Origin of the sequence: Pseudomonas sp. GM74 (assembly GCF_000282455.1) — a bacterium.
In the GTDB taxonomy this organism is placed as follows: Bacteria; Pseudomonadota; Gammaproteobacteria; order Pseudomonadales; family Pseudomonadaceae; genus Aquipseudomonas.
This window is the reverse complement of record NZ_AKJG01000005.1, coordinates 1-16,716: the sequence shown is the minus strand read 5'-3', so window position 1 is coordinate 16,716 and position 16,716 is coordinate 1. Positions and strand designations below refer to the sequence as shown.

Here is a 16,716-nt window from a genome sequence, read left to right as displayed (position 1 = left end):
CCGATATGCTGAGCAAAAAGTTTCGCAACACACTGATGTTCACTTGCATCGCGGCGATATTCGCCGCGGTTGGCTACTGGAACATCAGCCCGGAACGCTTCCTCGACAAGGCGGTAACGCCGGTCGATGAAAGCGCGATCGACTATTACGCCATCAACGCCCACAGCGTGCAGTACCTGCCGGACGGCAAGCTGCAATATGATCTGGTGTCGGACAAGGTCGAGCACCTGAAAGCGACCGAGGTGACATTGCTGACCAACCCCGACCTGAATGTGTTCCGCGGCACTGAATTCCCGTGGCACGTCCAGAGCCTGCGCGGCGAGGTCAACCCTGATGGCACACAGGTCGAACTGATCGATGACGTGCGTATCACGCGCTTCGACGAGAAAAACCGCAAGACCCTGATCACCAGCACCCGCATGACCGTGTTCCCGCAGCAGCAATATGCGCAGACCGAGCAAGACGTTAGAATCGACGGCGCTGGCGGTGTATCGACTGGCAAGGGAATGAAAGCGTATTTGAAAGAAAGCAGGATACACCTGCTATCGAACGTAAGAGGACAGTATGAGGCTCGTTAAAACCCTCCCGATTTTGCTCAGTCTGGGCGCAGCACTGGGAAGCGTGAGCGCCTGGGCTCTGCCGGAAGATCAACAGCAGCCTATCCGCATTCAGGCCGACGATGCCCAACTGGACGACAAGCAAGGTATTGCCACCTATAAGGGTGACGTGATCATCACCCAAGGCTCGATGAAGGTGACAGGCAACACCGTTACCATCACCCGCACCCCGACTGGTGACATTGACGTAGTGACCTCGGTGGGCAACCTGGCGTACTTCGAGCAATTGCAAACGGCTGGCGATACCAAGCCTGTCCAGGGCTGGGGCGTGACGATCCAGTATCACGCCACGCAAAATCGCGTCGTACTGATCGACAAGGCCAAGGTTGTCGACAAGGACAACAACGTCACCCAAGGCGAGAAAATTGTCTACGACACGGACAAGAAACTCGCCAGCGCCGGTCGCGCCACAGGCAGCAAGATCACCGAGTCGCGCCCGCGTATCGACATGGTGATCCAGCCGAAGAAGAAAACCGACGAGAAAAAGGCCCAGTAATGGCAACTCTGAAAGCTCAGCATCTGGCCAAGAGCTACAAGAGCCGCCAGGTCGTGCGTGACGTCAGCCTGTCCATCGACAGCGGCCAGATCGTCGGCCTGCTTGGCCCGAACGGCGCCGGCAAGACCACCTGCTTCTACATGATCGTCGGCCTGGTGCAAGCCGATCAGGGCCGCGTCCTGATCGATGACCTGGACGTCAGCCACCAGCCGATGCACGGCCGTGCAAAGGCCGGTATCGGCTAACTGCCGCAAGAAGCATCGATCTTCCGCAAACTGTCGGTGGCCGACAACATCATGGCCATCCTCGAGACCCGCAAGGAACTCGACAAGGCCGGCCGTCGCAAGGAGCTGGAAAGCCTGCTGCAAGAGTTCCACATCAGCCACATCCGCGACAACCTGGGCATGAGCCTGTCCGGTGGCGAGCGCCGTCGCGTGGAAATCGCCCGCGCCCTGGCCACCAACCCGAAATTCATCCTCCTCGATGAACCCTTCGCCGGTGTGGACCCGATTTCGGTCGGCGACATCAAGCAGATCATTCACCACCTCAAGGCCAAAGGCATTGGCGTGCTGATCACGGACCACAACGTTCGTGAAACCCTGGATATCTGTGAAACCGCCTATATCGTCAATGATGGCCAACTGATTGCCGAAGGCGACGCAGAGACAATCCTGGCCAACGACCTGGTCAAGGAAGTGTATCTGGGCCATGAGTTCCGCCTGTAAACGCTGAGCCGTGCCCAGGCATCTGCCCGGGCACCCGGCCAGCCACTCACCAGCGCCTCGTGCCGACAAGCGTGGTCAGCCCGCGACAAGGGCTGCGCAGCAACACAACTTTATAGTTTTTTATTGTTACAGCGCTCTAGGCAAACCCTTTAGTTTCAGGCATATAATTTGCTTAAGTTTGGCGCCCCGGCGCCCTGTAGTGGATGGCGCATGTGCGCCGGCGAATAAGGTGTTAAGCCCCTGCCATGAAACCATCGCTAGTCTTGAGAATGGGCCAGCAGCTGACGATGACACCGCAGCTGCAACAGGCCATCCGCCTGCTCCAATTGTCGACCCTGGACCTGCAACAGGAAATCCAGGAGGCCCTGGAGTCCAATCCGATGCTCGAACGCCAGGAAGAAGGCGACGACTTCGACAATACCGACCCCTTGGCCGACAACGCCGAACAAAAGCCCAACACCGACATCCAGGAGCCCTCCTACCAGGAAAGCGCCCCGACGGTTGATAACCTCGATGAGGGTGACTGGAACGAGCGTATTCCCAACGAACTCCCCGTCGACACCGCGTGGGAAGACGTTTACCAGACCAGCGCCAGCAGCCTGCCCAGCAATGATGATGACGAGTGGGACTTCACCACCCGCACCTCGGCCGGTGAAAGCCTGCAGAGCCACTTGCTGTGGCAACTGAACCTGGCCCCGATGTCCGACACCGATCGCCTGATCGCCGTGACCCTGATCGACTGCATCAACAATCAGGGCTACCTGGATGAAACCCTCGAGGAAATCCTCGAAGCCTTCGACCCGGAACTGGACATCGAGCTGGACGAAATCGAAGCCGTCCTGCACCGCATCCAGCAATTCGAGCCTGCCGGCATCGGCGCCCGCAACCTGGGCGAATGCCTGCTGCTGCAATTGCGCCAGCTGCCTGCCAAGACCCCTTGGCTGGCCGAGGCCAAGCGCCTGGTCACCGATTACATCGACCTGCTTGGCAGCCGCGACTACAGCCAGTTGATGCGTCGCATGAAGCTCAAGGAAGACGAACTGCGCCAGGTCATCGAGCTGGTCCAGAGCCTCAACCCTCGCCCGGGCTCGCAGATCGAGTCCACAGAAGCCGAGTATGTCGTTCCTGACGTCATCGTGCGCAAAGACAACGAGCGCTGGCTGGTAGAGCTCAATCAGGAATCGGTGCCACGACTGCGGGTCAATGCCCAGTACGCCGGTTTCGTGCGCCGCGCCGACACCAGCGCCGACAATACCTTCATGCGCAATCAGTTGCAGGAGGCCCGCTGGTTCATCAAGAGCCTGCAAAGCCGCAATGAAACCCTGATGAAGGTTGCCACCCAGATCGTCGAGCATCAGCGCGGGTTCCTCGAATATGGCGACGAAGCCATGAAGCCGCTGGTCCTGCATGACATCGCCGAAGCGGTCGGCATGCATGAATCGACGATTTCACGGGTGACCACCCAGAAGTTCATGCACACCCCCCGGGGCATTTATGAACTGAAGTACTTTTTTTCCAGCCACGTAAGCACCTCCGAAGGCGGCGAATGCTCGTCTACGGCGATCCGGGCGATCATCAAAAAACTGGTTGCAGCGGAAAATCAGAAAAAGCCGTTGAGTGACAGCAAGATCGCTGGTTTACTGGAGGCACAAGGCATTCAGGTGGCTCGCCGCACCGTCGCCAAGTACCGCGAATCCCTCGGGATCGCGCCTTCGAGCGAACGCAAGCGGTTGATGTAGGGCCACGCCACAGCGTTCCAGTGGTAGATCATCTGATCTACCGCTTTATGCACTGGCAACGAAGGAGAAGCTGTATGCAAGTCAACATCAGTGGACACCAACTGGAAGTGACCGAACCTCTTCGCACCTACATCGGCGAAAAACTCGAACGATTGGAGCGACATTTCGACAAGATCACTAATGTGCAGGTCACGATGACCGTCGAAAAACTGAAGCAGAAAATCGAAGCCACGCTGCATATTCCCGGGAATGAAGTGGTCGCCAACGCGGAACATACCGATATGTATGCCGCGATCGACGCACTCACCGACAAGCTGGATAAACAACTCAAAAAGCATAAGGAAAAGACCCAGAGCCTCCTCCAGGGCGCAACCGGTCGTTAACACTCCCTACCCATGATCCGACTTGAAAGTATCCTGACCCCCGGCCGTTCCCTGGTGAACGTGCCGGGAGGCAGTAAAAAGAAAGCCCTCGAACAAATTGCCAATCTGATCGCCCGCGAAGTGCCGGCCCTGGAGATGCAAGATGTCTTCGAGGCATTGATCGCCCGTGAAAAACTCGGCTCCACCGGGTTTGGCAATGGCATCGCCATTCCACATTGCCGCCTCAAGGGCTGTGTTTCGCCCATCAGTGCATTGATGCACCTGGACGCCCCTATCGATTTCGACGCCATCGATGGCGCGCCGGTCGACCTGCTGTTCGTGCTGCTGGTCCCGGAAGCCGCCACCGATGCGCACCTTGAGCTGCTGCGACAAATCGCCAGCATGCTCGACCGCAAGGAAGTGCGCGAAAAGCTGCGTAGTGCTGCAAGCAACGAAGCCCTGTATCAGGTTGTCCTGGACGAGCAAAACGGTCAGTAATCATGCGCTTGATCATCGTCAGTGGCCGTTCCGGCTCAGGTAAAAGTACCGCCCTCAACGTTCTTGAGGACAACGGCTACTACTGCATCGACAACCTGCCAGCCGGTCTGCTGCCGGAGCTGGCAGAACGCGCCCTGGTTCATACCGAGATGTTGCAGCCGCTGGTCGCCGTTTCCATTGATGCGCGCAACCTGCCAAGCCACCTGTCACGCTTCCCCGAACTGCTTGAGGAAGTCCGTGCCCGCCACATCCAGTGCGATGTGCTGTATCTGGACGCCGACGAAGAAACCCTGCTCAAGCGTTTCTCGGAAACCCGCCGACGTCACCCCCTGAGCAACGCCAACCGCTCGCTGGCCGAAGCCATCAACGTTGAGAGCGTCCTGCTCGGGCCGATTGCCGACCTTGCCGATCTCAAGATCAACACCACCAGCCTGAACCTGTATCAACTGCGCGACGCCATCAAACTGCGCCTGTTGAATCAGCCTGAGCCCGGGACTGCGTTCCTGGTGGAATCCTTCGGCTTCAAGCGCGGCATGCCGGTGGACGCCGACCTGGTGTTCGATGTGCGCTGCCTGCCCAATCCTTACTGGAAACCGGAGTTGCGCGAGCAGTCCGGGCTCGATCAACCGGTTGCCGAATACCTGGCGGCACAGCCGGATGTCGAAGAGATGTTCCAGGACATTTCCACATACCTGCTAAAGTGGCTGCCTCGTTTTGCCGCCAGCAACCGCGCCTACGTCACCATTGCCATTGGCTGCACTGGCGGACATCACCGTTCCGTCTACCTGACCGAGCGTCTGGGGCAGACGCTGCAACAATCCCTGAAGAACGTCCAGGTCCGCCACCGCGACCTCAGCTAAAGGATTCACATCGCGATGCCTGCTCTGGAAATCGAAATCATCAACAAGCTGGGTCTGCATGCCCGGGCATCTGCAAAATTCGTCGGGGTCGCCGGCCAGTTCAAGGACTGCACGATCAGGGTAGGACGCACACCCGAATCCACAGTAGATGGCAAAAGCATCATGGCGATGATGATGCTGGCTGCCGGCAAGGGCACCAAAATCCATCTGAGCACGGAAGGCGAGCAGGAAAAGGAAGCGATGGACGCGCTGGTAGCCCTGATCAATAACTACTTCGACGAAGGCGAATAAACATCAAAAGATCGCAGCCTTCGGCAGCGCCTACATTAGGCTCGTGCAGGAGCTGTCGAAGGCTGCGATCTTTTGATCCACAAAAAAAAGGCGCGCCACCCGGATGGGTGGCGCGCCTTTTTATGTAGCGTTCGCAGGCTAGCTACCCGCCACCGTCATCCGCTCGATCAGCACGGAACCCGTGCGAATATTGCTGCGCAGTTCCAGGTCGTTACCCACGGCAACGATCTGTTTAAACATATCGCGCATGTTCCCGGCGATGGTCACTTCCTGCACCGCGAACTGGATTTCGCCGTTCTCGACCCAGTAACCCGCCGCACCACGGGAGTAATCGCCGGTGACCATGTTGAGGCCCTGCCCCATCAATTCAGTCACCAGCAAGCCACGCCCCATGCGCCGCAGCAAGGCAGCCTGGTCTTCGTCACCATGGGTGACGAACAGGTTATGCACGCCACCGGCATTGGCCGTGCTCGGCATGCCGAGCTTGCGACCGGAATAGGTACCGAGGATGTACGACACCAACTCGCCCTTTTCGACGAACGGTTTGGCATAGGTTGCCAAACCATCACCGTCGAACGCTGCGCTGCCCATGGCACGCATCAGATGTGGACGCTCGTCAATGGTCAGCCACTCCGGAAACAGCTTCTGACCGAGAGTACCCTCAAGGAACGAAGACTTGCGATACAAACTGCCGCCGGAGATCGCCGACAGGAAACTGCCGAACAGCCCCCCGGCCAACTCGGCGGAAAACAGCACTGGCACCTCGCAAGTCGGCACCGGACGCGCGCCCAGACGGCTCGCCGCCCGTTGCGCGGCGCGCTGACCGATACTCACCGGGTCGGCGAGCAGATTGCCCTGGCGATTCACGTCGTACCAGTAATCGCGCTGCATCTGGCCATCGGCCTCGGCGATCATCACGCAGCTCAGGCTGTGACGAGTCGAGGCGTAACCGCCGATAAACCCGTGGCTATTGCCATAAACACGGCAGCCCTGATGGGTACTGAGGGTGGTGCCGTCGGCGTTCTTGATCCGGATGTCGGCGGCAAACGCCGCGGCTTCGCAGGCCAGGGCCTGTTCGATGGCTTGTTCTGGCGTGATGTCCCATTGGTGGAACAGGTCGAAATCCTGAATATCCCGCGCCATCAGCGCGGCATCCGCCAAGCCCGAAGCTTCGTCTTCCGAAGTGTGTTTGGCGATGGCCAGTGCAGCGGCGACGGTTTCGCGAATCGCGTCAGGACCGCTGGCCGAAGTGCTAGCCGAGCCTTTGCGCTGACCGACGTACAGGGTGATGCCGAAACCCTGGTCGCGGTTGAATTCAACGGTTTCGACCTCACGCTGACGCACCGAAGTCGACAAACCCTGCTCCAGCGACACCGCCACTTCACAGGCGCTGGCCCCTTGGCGCCTGGCTTCAGCGATGATCTGCTCGACTTGTTCCTGCAGTGCCGGCAACGCTTGTGGGCCGACGCTTTCAACTGCACTCATGCTGTTCTCCACTCAAATTCTGCTTTCGGTAACGGTCATCGAGCGACCGGGCCGGACAAGCGGCCCCCGACTGGTTATCATGGCGGCGATTCTTTGCGGACGGCCACCATGGTTGATTCTTACGACGACTCCCTCGATACGGGAGAAAAAAGCAAATCCCAGGTCAAACGCGAGCTGCATGCTCTGGTTGACCTTGGCGAGCGCCTTACAACACTCAAGCCTGACTTGCTGGCAAAACTGCCCTTGACCGACGGAATGCGTCGGGCTTTGGCCGATGCGCCCAAGCACACCGCGAATATCGCGCGGAAACGGCACCTTCAGTTCATCGGCAAACTGATGCGCGATCAGGACACTGCCGCCATTCTGGTTCTGCTCGATCAACTCGATGCCTCCACCCGTCAATACAACGAACGCTTCCATAACCTGGAGCGCTGGCGCGATCGTCTGATCGCCGGCGACGATGCCGTTCTGGAAAAATTCGTCGTCGACTACCCGGACGCGGACCGCCAGCAATTGCGTTCCCTGATCCGTCAGGCCCAGCATGAGCTTGCGCAAAACAAGCCTCCTGCTTCCAGCCGTAAAATCTTCAAGTACATCCGTGAGCTGGACGAGACTCAACGCGGTCTGCGTTAATTCTCGAATCGGGTGAGCTGCCTCGCAGCTCACCCGCAGCTTCATTTCTTACGAACCCGTGCCACCCACGGTGATCGCATCAATCTTCAGCGTTGGCTGGCCGACACCCACCGGCACCGACTGCCCATCCTTGCCACACGTGCCCACGCCGCTGTCCAGCGCCAGATCATTACCGACCATCGACACCTTGCTCATGGCTTCCGGCCCGTTGCCGATCAGGGTTGCGCCCTTGACCGGAGCGGTGATCTTGCCGTCCTCGATCAGGTACGCCTCGCTGGTGGAGAACACGAATTTGCCGCTGGTGATGTCCACCTGACCGCCACCCAGGTTGGCGCAGTAGATGCCGCGTTTCACCGAGGCGATGATTTCCGCCGGATCGCTTTCGCCAGCGAGCATGTAGGTGTTGGTCATGCGCGGCATCGGCAGGTGCGCGTAGGATTCGCGACGACCGTTACCGGTGCGCGCCACGCCCATCAGGCGGGCGTTGAGCTTGTCCTGCATGTAGCCCTTGAGTACGCCGTTTTCGATCAGCGTGGTGCACTCGGTCGGCGTGCCTTCGTCGTCGACGCTCAACGAGCCACGGCGACCGGCCAGGGTGCCGTCATCGACAATGGTGCACAGTTTCGACGCAACCATCTCGCCCATGCGCCCGCTGTAAGCCGAACTGCCCTTGCGGTTGAAGTCGCCTTCCAGACCGTGACCGACCGCTTCGTGCAACAGCACGCCGGACCAGCCTGAGCCGAGCACCACCGGCAAGGTACCGGCCGGTGCCGGAATGGCTTCGAGGTTGACCAGCGCCTGGCGCAACGCTTCACGGGCATAGCCCATGGCGCGGTCTTCGCCGAGGAAATAACGGTAATCGGTCCGACCGCCACCACCATGGCCGCCGCGCTCGCGGCGACCGTTCTGCTCGACGATCACGCTGACGTTGAAACGCACCAGCGGGCGCACATCCGCCGCCAGACCGCCGTCAGTGGAGGCCACCAGAATCCGTTCCCAGACACCGGCCATGCTCACGGTGACTTGCTGGATGCGCGGGTCGAGGGCGCGGGTCGCGGCATCGATTCGCTTGAGCAAATCGACTTTCTCGGCACGGGTCAGCACTTCCAGGGGATTATCCGGCGCATACAACTGCGCGACATCCTGGCTGCTGAATGCCTGTACGGTGCCGTGCTGCCCTGCCCGGGAAATCGAACGGGCAGCACGCGCCGCCGCGCCAAGGGCTTCCAGGGTGATGGCATTGCTGTAGGCAAAACCGGTTTTTTCACCCGATTGCGCGCGCACGCCCACACCCTGGTCAAGGTTGAAGCTGCCTTCCTTGACGATGCCGTCTTCCAGCGCCCAGGACTCGGAGATCTGCCCCTGGAAATACAGGTCGGCCGCATCGATGCCCGGCCCGGCCAGATCGCCGAGCACGCCTTGCAGGCTCTCGATCGTGACGCCACCAGGCGCCAGCAGGTGTTCACTGACTGAGGACAACAACTCGCTCATATGCTTTACGCCTTAAATTCGTCGTTCTGATGCAGGTCGCTGGGCGCCCTGCGAGAAAAAGCGCCGGTGACTGGACACCGGCATCCGCGCCCGGATGGACGCCTGTTCGCTGCTGTCGCGTTCGGCCAGCAGCACGGCCTCGCCTTGATCCTGTTGTGCCAGCACACGCCCCCACGGGTCGACGATGGCGGCATGCCCAAAGGTTTCCCGCGGCCCCGGATGCTTCCCGCCCTGGGCAGCCGCGAGCACGTAACATTGCGTCTCGATGGCTCGCGCACGAATCAGCACATCCCAATGTGCCGCGCCGGTCACCGCCGTGAAGGCCGAAGGGGCGGTAATCAGCTCCGCGCCGGCTGCGCGCAATTCGCTGTACAGTTCCGGGAAGCGCAAGTCGTAACAGACCGTCAGGCCAACCCGGCCGACAGGCGTGTCCGCCACGACCACCCCGTTGCCATAAGCATAGTCATCGGATTCACGATAACGGCCGCGATTGTCCGCCACGTCGACGTCGAACAGGTGCAGCTTGTCGTAGCGCGCCACCGTTTCGCCCTGATCATCGACCAGCAATGAACAGGCATGCACCTTGGCCGTCGGTTGATCCACCGGCGGCAACGGCAACGTGCCGGCCACAATCCATAACCTGAGGTCGCGCGCGGTCTGTTTCAACCATGGCAGGATCGGGCCTTCGCCCAGTGCTTCGGCGCGCCCGATGTCGGCAATGTCGCGCCGGCCCATGGCGGCGAAGTTTTCCGGCAATACGGCCAGTTCCGCGCCACCGGCGGCCGCTTGCTCGAGCAGCCGACGGGCCTGGGCCAGATTGGCCGGCACATCGCTCTGGCTGACCATTTGAATCACCGCTACAGACATGGCGCACTCCTGGTATCGTATGCGGCCATGCTACTCCATAGGCTTGCCGAGCGCCTTTTCAAAAGGATCTCAAAAAGCCTTGTCGAAGGTAATCTTCGGTTCTTTCCACGGTCCTTTGACGGTGTACTTCACACTGGCGAAACGGGCGACCCGGTCACCGATCAGCTTGTCGATCAGGAACAGCGCTCCACCGACCGCGGGTGCACCGACGATCAGCGCGGCAATCGGCAGGTTATTGGTCACAGGCAAGGTCACCATCAGTTTCGCATCGATCTGATCGGCCACCATGTTCAGGGTGCCGTCGAGTTCGATTGTGCTCGACGGCCCCGTCAGCCGGATCGGCTCACGGGTGACATACACGCCATTGGTCCCGACCAGCAGCCCTTTGACCCGGTCATAACTCAGGCCCTTGCCGAACAGGTCGGAGAAGTCCAGGCGCAGGCGCCGGCCGATGGAGTTGAAGTTGAGCAAGCCAAATACCCGCAACGCCTGGGCACTGCCCTCAACCTCGACGAACTGGCCCTGATTGAGCGTCGCATCGAGCGAGCCGGAGAAACGCTTGGTCGCCACCCAGGCCGGCGAGCCGGGCCAGCGGCCATCAACGTCCATATAGAAATCCTTGCTGGTGACGCTCGGCGCAAACCCCCAGCCCTTGAGCACATCGGCCAGGTTCTTGCCGCTGATGCGGCCCTTGTACCAGCTGTTGCTGGCGCCAGGCACGCCTTCCCAGCCACCACTGCCCACCAACAGCATGCCCTTGAGGCCCAGGTCCAGGGAGTTGAACACGATGCCCTTGGGCGTCGGACGAATCTTCAGCGACCAGCCACCCACCAGATCCTGGCCCTGGAATAGCTGATTGATGGTGATGTCCATCGCGGGGATTTTCGTCGGGTCCACCGACGCCAGTGGATCCGGCGAGTTTTCATCGGCCAGCACGGTCGGGTCCGGCGCGGGCAGACGCACGGTTTGCAGATTGATCGTGATTGGCGCGGCCTTCAAATCGGGAAGATTGGCGCTGCCCTTGATCTGCTGGCTGTCCAGTTGCAACGCCCAGGCGGAAGGCTTGCGCGCCAGCTGGATCGAGGCCTGATCGAGGGTGGTGCCGATACCGCTGAGCTTGCCGACCTGGAAATCCGCGCCGCTGAGCAGTTGCCTGGCGCTGCCGCCTGGGTCCTGTCCGGCGTACCTGTCCACCAGGTCCTTCCACGGGCCAACGTCCAGCTCCGACAACACGCCCCGTATCCGCAGGCCTTTGGTGCCCGGCAACACGGCCTCGCCGCCACCGAGGAACAAGTCCCCGCGACCATCGGCGAAATTGCTGGCCGGAGCCGCGAACGTGAAACTCGCCAGGTCCCCGTAGTTGGCCCAATAACGCCGCTCGTCGCCCTGCAAAGTCATGCGGAACGTCGTGTCGCGCCCAGCCTCGGAGGTCATGCCGAACGGCGCCGGCAAATCGACGGCCACGCCCCTGAGACTGGAATTGACCATCAACTGGCTATCGGCGCCGTCCAGGGTCAGTTGCAGTTGATACGGGATCACGCCACTCACCGGCAGAGGCTGGGTCACCTTCAGCCAGTCGGTCAGTTTCTTGACCTCGACCTGCCCTGACGCGGCCACCCGGGTATTGAGTTTGCCCGGGCTGCCATCGGCAAAAATCTGTGCGGTGACCGGCTTGTCGAACGCCCGGGCACTGATGTTGTGCCCGCTCAGGCCTTTGCCACTGTCGAAACGGAAATCACCTTTGAGCTGGGTCAGTTCCAGCGCAGGTTCGGCCAGTTTCAAGCGAGCCTTGGCGGTCTTGAAGTCGACGAGGATCTTCGGCTCCTCGCCTTTTGCCAGGGGAATATTCAGCTTCAACTTGCCTTGCAGGTCCCCCTCGCCCTCCCAGCCGGCAAAGGTTGCCCCGGTGCCGATCGGCGCTTCCTGGAGGATTTTCAGGCCATCGCCCAACCCGCCGGAAAATCCTCCATCGAGGAACAAATGAGAGGTCTGCCCGGCCGGCACATGGGGAATGTTGACGTAGATATCGTTGACCTGCGTATCGAGCAACTGGCCTTTGCTGGCCAGAATCCGCACGCCGCTGTCTTCGACAAACACATCACCGCTGACCTTGCTGACATGGGGCCAGCCCGGCTGAAAGGCCAGTTCGGCATCGTGGACCTTGAAGAACAGGCTGATGCTGCGATCGACGTCCGCGGCACCATGGCTGAGCGACCCTTGATACTGGAAGAAGCCTTGATCCACCGCGCCCTTGAGAATCGCCGTGCGCAGCCATTCATCCAGCGCAGGGCCGAGGACTGCCGGCAGGTACTTGGCGGTGTAGCGACCGTCACCGTCCACCATGCCGACACGCAGGTCCATGTAGTCTTCCTGAGTGCTGTCGAAGTGCAGGCGAATCAGGAAGTCGCCGGCGATCTTGCCTTCCTCGCCCAGCACTTTCAGATATGGCGCGATCAGGGTGAAACCTTCTTTATCGAGTTTCCAGGTCAGCCGCGCATTGGCCTGAATGTACTGCCATGGCTTGGCGAAAATCGGGTCCAGGTGCAGCATGAAATCCTTGCTGTCCATGCGCAACTCGCCTTGCCCCAGGTCACCGCTGATGCTGCCGCTGACATTGCGCGCCGCCGGCGCGCCGTGATAAGCGTCGAAGCCGACCTGGTCGAGGTTGGCGGCAAACCCGAACTTGCTGTCGTCGATGGCATTGGGGCGGAAGTCGACCAGCACGTTACGCAGGCCACCCGTGACTTTCAATCGATCGACAACCGTGGCAAAACCTTCTGGCAACGGCGCCAGGGCGTTTAGCAGCGGGGTCAGCGGAGTGAGATCAACCCGGTCGGCTTGCAGGTGCCAGAGCTCTTCGGTTTTATCAGTGGCGGCGCTTTGCGTGAGCTGCAAATGCGTTTCCCAGCGGGTCTCGCCGAGGCTCATTGCCAGGGAGTCCAGAGTCACCGACGCGCCTTTGGCACTGCGCTGGAAGTAGCCATTGAGCGCCAGGTTGTTGATCTGGACTGGCTTGCGCTCGCCGTACGCGCCCTTGAGTTGTGGCGCGTTCAGGCGCAATGCAGCGCTTTGCAAGGTGCCTTTGCCCCAACTCGCCCACAACTCGCCGCCGGCCTTGATCTCGGAAAAAGTCCACTCTTGGGTCACTCGCTCGGGCAACCACTTCGACCAGTCGCTTTGCGGAAGGCTCAGGTAGACCTCGGCTTCACCGTCCTTCCATTGACTGGCTCGAATACGGGTACGCAGGCTCATGGCCACCGGTTGCCCGTCTGGCAGGGTCAGTCGTGCGTCGAGCCACTGCCGTGACACCCCGGTTTTCAGGTTCAGGCCGACATAAGTCAGGGTCAGAGGCGACTGGCCAAACGGCTGCAAGGTCACCTGACTGTCGAGCACCGACAGTTGCTGGATCATCTGCATGCGATTGAAAAGTTGTTCCGGATCGGTGGCCTGGTCTTGCTGCACCGGCAAACCTTCCAGCGCCCATTGACCGTCGTCGCCCTCCTTGACGTTGATCTTCAGCCCGCTCAGTTCCAGATGAGCGATGCGTACCTGACGAGCCAGCAGGCTGGCCCAAAGATCCGGTACGGCACGCACCTGGTCCAGGTGCAGGGCATTGGCGCCCTCGCCGACCGTCACATCGTGCGCCATCAATATGGGGGCGAATCCACTCCAGTTGCCTTCGAGCTCGCCGATCTGCAACGGCATGCCCAAGGCATCGCTGGCTTTGGTTTCGATGTCGGCACGGTACTCGGCGACTAACGGCGTCAGTTCCCGGCCAAGGCTGACGTAGAGCGCCATCAACACCAAAACCAACGCGCACAGGCCCAGACCCCAGCGGGTCAGTGCGGCCAAAATGCGTGTCAGACGGTCCATGTCAGATGGCCCCCATGGCAAAGGTTTTGCAAAAAGCTGAGGCCAGCCATTCTTGAACAATCAAAACGAAACGCTTCAGAGCAGCACCACGTCGTATTGTTCCTGGGAATACATGGTTTCGACCTGAAAGCGGATGGTGCGCCCGATAAACCCTTCCAGTTCGGCAACGTTACCCGACTCTTCGTCGAGCAGGCGGTCCACCACTTTCTGGTTCGCCAATACACGATAGCCTTCTGCCTGATAGGCGCGAGCCTCACGCAGGATTTCACGGAAGATTTCGTAGCAAACGGTTTCCGGGGTCTTGAGCTTGCCCCGTCCCTGACAGGCATTGCACGGCTCGCACAACACTTGTTCAAGGCTTTCGCGGGTGCGCTTGCGGGTCATCTGCACCAGGCCCAGCTCGGTGATACCGATGATGTTGGTCTTGGCGTGATCGCGCTCCAATTGCTTTTCGAGGGTGCGCAACACCTGACGCTGGTGTTCTTCATCTTCCATGTCGATGAAGTCGATGATGATGATTCCGCCCAGGTTACGCAGGCGCAATTGACGGGCGATGGCCGTCGCGGCTTCGAGGTTGGTCTTGAAGATGGTCTCTTCGAGATTGCGATGGCCGACGAACGCCCCGGTGTTGACGTCGATGGTGCTCATGGCTTCCGCCGGATCGACCACCAGATAACCGCCGGACTTGAGCGGGACCTTGCGCTCGAGGGCCTTCTGGATTTCGTCTTCGACGCCATACAGGTCGAAAATCGGCCGCTCACCCGGGTAATGCTCCAGGCGGTCGGCAATCTCGGGCATCAGTTCGGCGACGAATTGCGTGGTTTTCTGAAAGGTCTCCCGAGAGTCGATGCGGATCTTCTCGATTTTCGGGCTCACCAGGTCACGCAGGGTGCGCAGCGCCAGACCGAGGTCTTCGTAGATCACGCTAGGCGCGCTGATGGTTTTGATCTGGGCGTTGATCTGATCCCAGAGACGGCGCAGGTAGCGGATGTCCATGAGGATTTCATCGGCGCCGGCACCTTCGGCTGCCGTGCGCAGGATGAAACCGCCGGCCTCCTTTATCCCTTCCTTGGCCACGCAGTCGGTGACCACCTGCTTGAGGCGTTCGCGCTCGGCTTCGTCTTCGATCTTCAGGGAAATGCCGACGTGAGCGGTGCGCGGCATGTATACCAGGTAACGCGAAGGGATCGAAAGCTGGGTGGTCAGGCGTGCGCCCTTGGAGCCGATCGGGTCCTTGGTCACCTGCACCACCAGGCTCTGGCCTTCGTGCACCAGTGCACTGATGCTCTCGACCGCCGGGCCTTCGCGCAGGGAAATTTCCGACGCATGAATGAATGCTGCACGGTCCAGGCCGATATCGACGAATGCCGCTTGCATCCCCGGCAATACCCGCACGACCTTGCCTTTATAGATGTTCCCGACGATCCCGCGCTTTTGCGTGCGCTCGACATGGACCTCTTGCAGGACACCGTTTTCGACCACCGCCACGCGCGACTCCATCGGCGTGATGTTGATCAGGATCTCTTCACTCATGGCAGGGTCTCGTTCAGGCATGTTCACGATAATGGCCGCATCTGTTCAGGAAGACGCTTAAAGCGCGTTCCGGGGTTGCCAACAGGGTATGCCGAAATGGCCGAGCAGTTCCGCGGTTTCGCAAAGCGGCAGTCCGACCACCGCTGAATAACTTCCATCGAGCCCGGCGACAAACACCGCACCCAGTCCTTGAATGCCATAACCGCCCGCCTTGTCCCGTGGTTCGCCACTGGCCCAGTAGGCCACGGCTTCTTCACGACTGATATCCCGAAAACGCACGCGACTGGTGACAACCCGGGATTCGCAACGTTCGCCATCGAGCACGGCAATCGCGGTCAGGACTTCGTGTTCGCACCCTGACAACATCATCAGCATGGCGCACGCATCCGCTTGATCAACCGGTTTACCGAGAATTTTTCCATCGAGCACCACGGCGGTATCGGCGCCGAGCACGCAGAACGGTTCTTCGGACACAGCGCCGCCGCGTCCGGCCTCGGCCTTGCCGCGCGCCAGGCGCTCGACATAAGCCGATGGGGATTCTTGAGCTAAAGGAGTTTCATCGATGTCCGCGCTGACGGCGCAGAACGGAACGCCGATCTGCGTGAGCAATTCACGTCGACGCGGCGAACCAGAGGCGAGGTACAACCGTTTCATCAAGACCTCTCCCTGTCCAATGCCTGAGCGAATTAATTGATTTTGTAGCGTCGACGCAGTCCGCGCAAACCGAAACTGATCCAGGGCCAGAGCAGCGCACTGACCAGTGCCGGCAGCACCAGCGCCAGCGTCGGCTGACGATTGCCGGTCAAGGCACTGAGCCACAGTTGTACGAGCTGGGCGAGGCCGAAGATCACCAGGATCACCAGGCTCTGCTGCCACATCGGAAACATCCGCAGGCGTTGTTGCAGCGCCAGCACCAGATAGGTGATGAGGGTCAGGATCAAGGCGTTCTGCCCCAGGAGCGTGCCGTAGAGCACGTCTTCAGCCAGCCCCAGGCAAAACGCCGTCACCATCCCGACGGTCTGCGGCAGGTTCAACGCCCAGAATGCCAGCAACAAGGCCAGCCACAGCGGGCGCAGGATTTCCATGAATTGCGGTAGAGGCGAAACGCTCAACAGCAGACCGACGGCGAACGTCAACCAGACTATCCAGCCGTTTCGGGATGCTTTTACACCGCCCATTATTCTCTCCCCACTGGAGTGGCCGGCGCGGAGACTGGCGGTTTGGCGGCAGGCTTCGCGGCAGCGGG

15 protein-coding genes and 1 pseudogene are annotated in these 16,716 nt (G+C 60.3%); 9 read left to right on the top strand and 7 right to left on the bottom strand.

The window, feature by feature from the left end:
- Window positions 1-5 precede the first annotated feature (5 nt).
- From lptC to PMI34_RS24805, 8 genes and pseudogenes are all read left to right on the top strand, one after another.
- Window positions 6-578 carry an LPS export ABC transporter periplasmic protein LptC gene (gene lptC / locus PMI34_RS24775; RefSeq protein ID WP_008046157.1) on the top strand — a complete coding sequence of 191 codons (573 nt, stop codon included), beginning with the start codon at window positions 6-8 and terminating at the stop codon, window positions 576-578.
- A complete protein-coding gene (gene lptA, locus PMI34_RS24780; protein ID WP_008046154.1) occupies window positions 565-1,113 on the top strand; it encodes a lipopolysaccharide transport periplasmic protein LptA in 549 nt (182 codons plus the stop codon). Before lptC ends, lptA begins: the two co-directional genes overlap by 14 nt.
- Window positions 1,113-1,838 (top strand): annotated as a pseudogene (gene lptB / locus PMI34_RS0126995) (LPS export ABC transporter ATP-binding protein). The gene lptA and the pseudogene lptB overlap by 1 nt, the downstream one beginning before the upstream one ends.
- Before the next feature lie 245 nt (window positions 1,839-2,083).
- Entirely contained in the window at window positions 2,084-3,577 is a 1,494-nt protein-coding gene (locus PMI34_RS24785; protein WP_032829337.1) for an RNA polymerase factor sigma-54, read from the top strand.
- A gap of 74 nt (window positions 3,578-3,651) precedes the next feature.
- Window positions 3,652-3,960 (top strand): ribosome hibernation-promoting factor, HPF/YfiA family, encoded by a 309-nt coding sequence (hpf, locus tag PMI34_RS24790; RefSeq protein ID WP_007941242.1) that lies wholly within the window; start codon window positions 3,652-3,654, stop codon window positions 3,958-3,960.
- Between the two features lie 12 nt (window positions 3,961-3,972).
- Complete coding sequence (gene ptsN, locus PMI34_RS24795) at window positions 3,973-4,437, top strand: PTS IIA-like nitrogen regulatory protein PtsN (protein WP_008046148.1); 465 nt, start codon at window positions 3,973-3,975, stop codon at window positions 4,435-4,437.
- Between the two features lie 2 nt (window positions 4,438-4,439).
- Window positions 4,440-5,297 carry an RNase adapter RapZ gene (gene rapZ, locus PMI34_RS24800; protein WP_008046142.1) on the top strand — a complete coding sequence of 286 codons (858 nt, stop codon included), beginning with the start codon at window positions 4,440-4,442 and terminating at the stop codon, window positions 5,295-5,297.
- 15 nt (window positions 5,298-5,312) lie between these two features.
- The gene (locus tag PMI34_RS24805; protein WP_008046141.1) at window positions 5,313-5,588 is read left to right on the top strand and encodes an HPr family phosphocarrier protein; all 276 of its coding nucleotides are present in this window, start codon (window positions 5,313-5,315) and stop codon (window positions 5,586-5,588) included.
- A 138-nt stretch (window positions 5,589-5,726) separates the two neighbouring features.
- Here the strand turns inward: PMI34_RS24805 and pmbA are convergent, their stop codons facing one another.
- Complete coding sequence (pmbA, locus tag PMI34_RS24810) at window positions 5,727-7,073, bottom strand: metalloprotease PmbA (RefSeq protein ID WP_008046140.1); 1,347 nt, start codon at window positions 7,071-7,073, stop codon at window positions 5,727-5,729.
- 108 nt (window positions 7,074-7,181) lie between these two features.
- Between pmbA and yjgA the strand changes: the two genes are divergently transcribed.
- Window positions 7,182-7,706: a ribosome biogenesis factor YjgA gene (gene yjgA / locus PMI34_RS24815; protein ID WP_008046139.1), complete on the top strand. Its 525-nt coding sequence runs from the start codon at window positions 7,182-7,184 to the stop codon at window positions 7,704-7,706.
- A gap of 48 nt (window positions 7,707-7,754) precedes the next feature.
- On the opposite strand, the gene tldD is transcribed toward yjgA, so the two are convergent.
- The 6 genes from tldD to mreD all read right to left on the bottom strand — a co-directional run bounded on the left by tldD (window position 7,755) and on the right by mreD (window position 16,648).
- Window positions 7,755-9,197 carry a metalloprotease TldD gene (gene tldD, locus PMI34_RS24820; protein WP_008046138.1) on the bottom strand — a complete coding sequence of 481 codons (1,443 nt, stop codon included), beginning with the start codon at window positions 9,195-9,197 and terminating at the stop codon, window positions 7,755-7,757.
- A gap of 12 nt (window positions 9,198-9,209) precedes the next feature.
- Window positions 9,210-10,064: a carbon-nitrogen hydrolase family protein gene (locus PMI34_RS24825; RefSeq protein WP_008046137.1), complete on the bottom strand. Its 855-nt coding sequence runs from the start codon at window positions 10,062-10,064 to the stop codon at window positions 9,210-9,212.
- A gap of 69 nt (window positions 10,065-10,133) precedes the next feature.
- Window positions 10,134-13,937 carry a YhdP family protein gene (locus tag PMI34_RS24830; RefSeq protein ID WP_008046136.1) on the bottom strand — a complete coding sequence of 1,268 codons (3,804 nt, stop codon included), beginning with the start codon at window positions 13,935-13,937 and terminating at the stop codon, window positions 10,134-10,136.
- 75 nt (window positions 13,938-14,012) lie between these two features.
- Complete coding sequence (gene rng / locus PMI34_RS24835) at window positions 14,013-15,470, bottom strand: ribonuclease G (protein WP_008018726.1); 1,458 nt, start codon at window positions 15,468-15,470, stop codon at window positions 14,013-14,015.
- Between the two features lie 57 nt (window positions 15,471-15,527).
- Entirely contained in the window at window positions 15,528-16,124 is a 597-nt protein-coding gene (locus PMI34_RS24840; RefSeq protein ID WP_008046135.1) for a Maf family protein, read from the bottom strand.
- 32 nt (window positions 16,125-16,156) lie between these two features.
- Entirely contained in the window at window positions 16,157-16,648 is a 492-nt protein-coding gene (gene mreD / locus PMI34_RS24845) for a rod shape-determining protein MreD (RefSeq protein WP_007970244.1), read from the bottom strand.
- Window positions 16,649-16,716 lie beyond the last annotated feature (68 nt).

Excerpts from the sequence above, each read along its gene's own strand:
- PMI34_RS24825 (WP_008046137.1), bottom strand. The coding sequence starts at position 10,064 with ATGTCTGTAGCGGTGATTCAAATGGTCAGCCAGAGCGATGTGCCGGCC.
- yjgA (WP_008046139.1), top strand. The coding sequence starts at position 7,182 with ATGGTTGATTCTTACGACGACTCCCTCGATACGGGAGAAAAAAGCAAA.
- PMI34_RS24830 (WP_008046136.1), bottom strand. The coding sequence starts at position 13,937 with ATGGACCGTCTGACACGCATTTTGGCCGCACTGACCCGCTGGGGTCTG.
- PMI34_RS24805 (WP_008046141.1), top strand. The coding sequence starts at position 5,313 with ATGCCTGCTCTGGAAATCGAAATCATCAACAAGCTGGGTCTGCATGCC.
- pmbA (WP_008046140.1), bottom strand. The coding sequence starts at position 7,073 with ATGAGTGCAGTTGAAAGCGTCGGCCCACAAGCGTTGCCGGCACTGCAG.
- mreD (WP_007970244.1), bottom strand. The coding sequence starts at position 16,648 with ATGGGCGGTGTAAAAGCATCCCGAAACGGCTGGATAGTCTGGTTGACG.
- rng (WP_008018726.1), bottom strand. The coding sequence starts at position 15,470 with ATGAGTGAAGAGATCCTGATCAACATCACGCCGATGGAGTCGCGCGTG.
- PMI34_RS24785 (WP_032829337.1), top strand. The coding sequence starts at position 2,084 with ATGAAACCATCGCTAGTCTTGAGAATGGGCCAGCAGCTGACGATGACA.
- hpf (WP_007941242.1), top strand. The coding sequence starts at position 3,652 with ATGCAAGTCAACATCAGTGGACACCAACTGGAAGTGACCGAACCTCTT.
- lptA (WP_008046154.1), top strand. The coding sequence starts at position 565 with ATGAGGCTCGTTAAAACCCTCCCGATTTTGCTCAGTCTGGGCGCAGCA.
- lptC (WP_008046157.1), top strand. The coding sequence starts at position 6 with ATGCTGAGCAAAAAGTTTCGCAACACACTGATGTTCACTTGCATCGCG.
- PMI34_RS24840 (WP_008046135.1), bottom strand. The coding sequence starts at position 16,124 with ATGAAACGGTTGTACCTCGCCTCTGGTTCGCCGCGTCGACGTGAATTG.
- ptsN (WP_008046148.1), top strand. The coding sequence starts at position 3,973 with ATGATCCGACTTGAAAGTATCCTGACCCCCGGCCGTTCCCTGGTGAAC.
- tldD (WP_008046138.1), bottom strand. The coding sequence starts at position 9,197 with ATGAGCGAGTTGTTGTCCTCAGTCAGTGAACACCTGCTGGCGCCTGGT.
- rapZ (WP_008046142.1), top strand. The coding sequence starts at position 4,440 with ATGCGCTTGATCATCGTCAGTGGCCGTTCCGGCTCAGGTAAAAGTACC.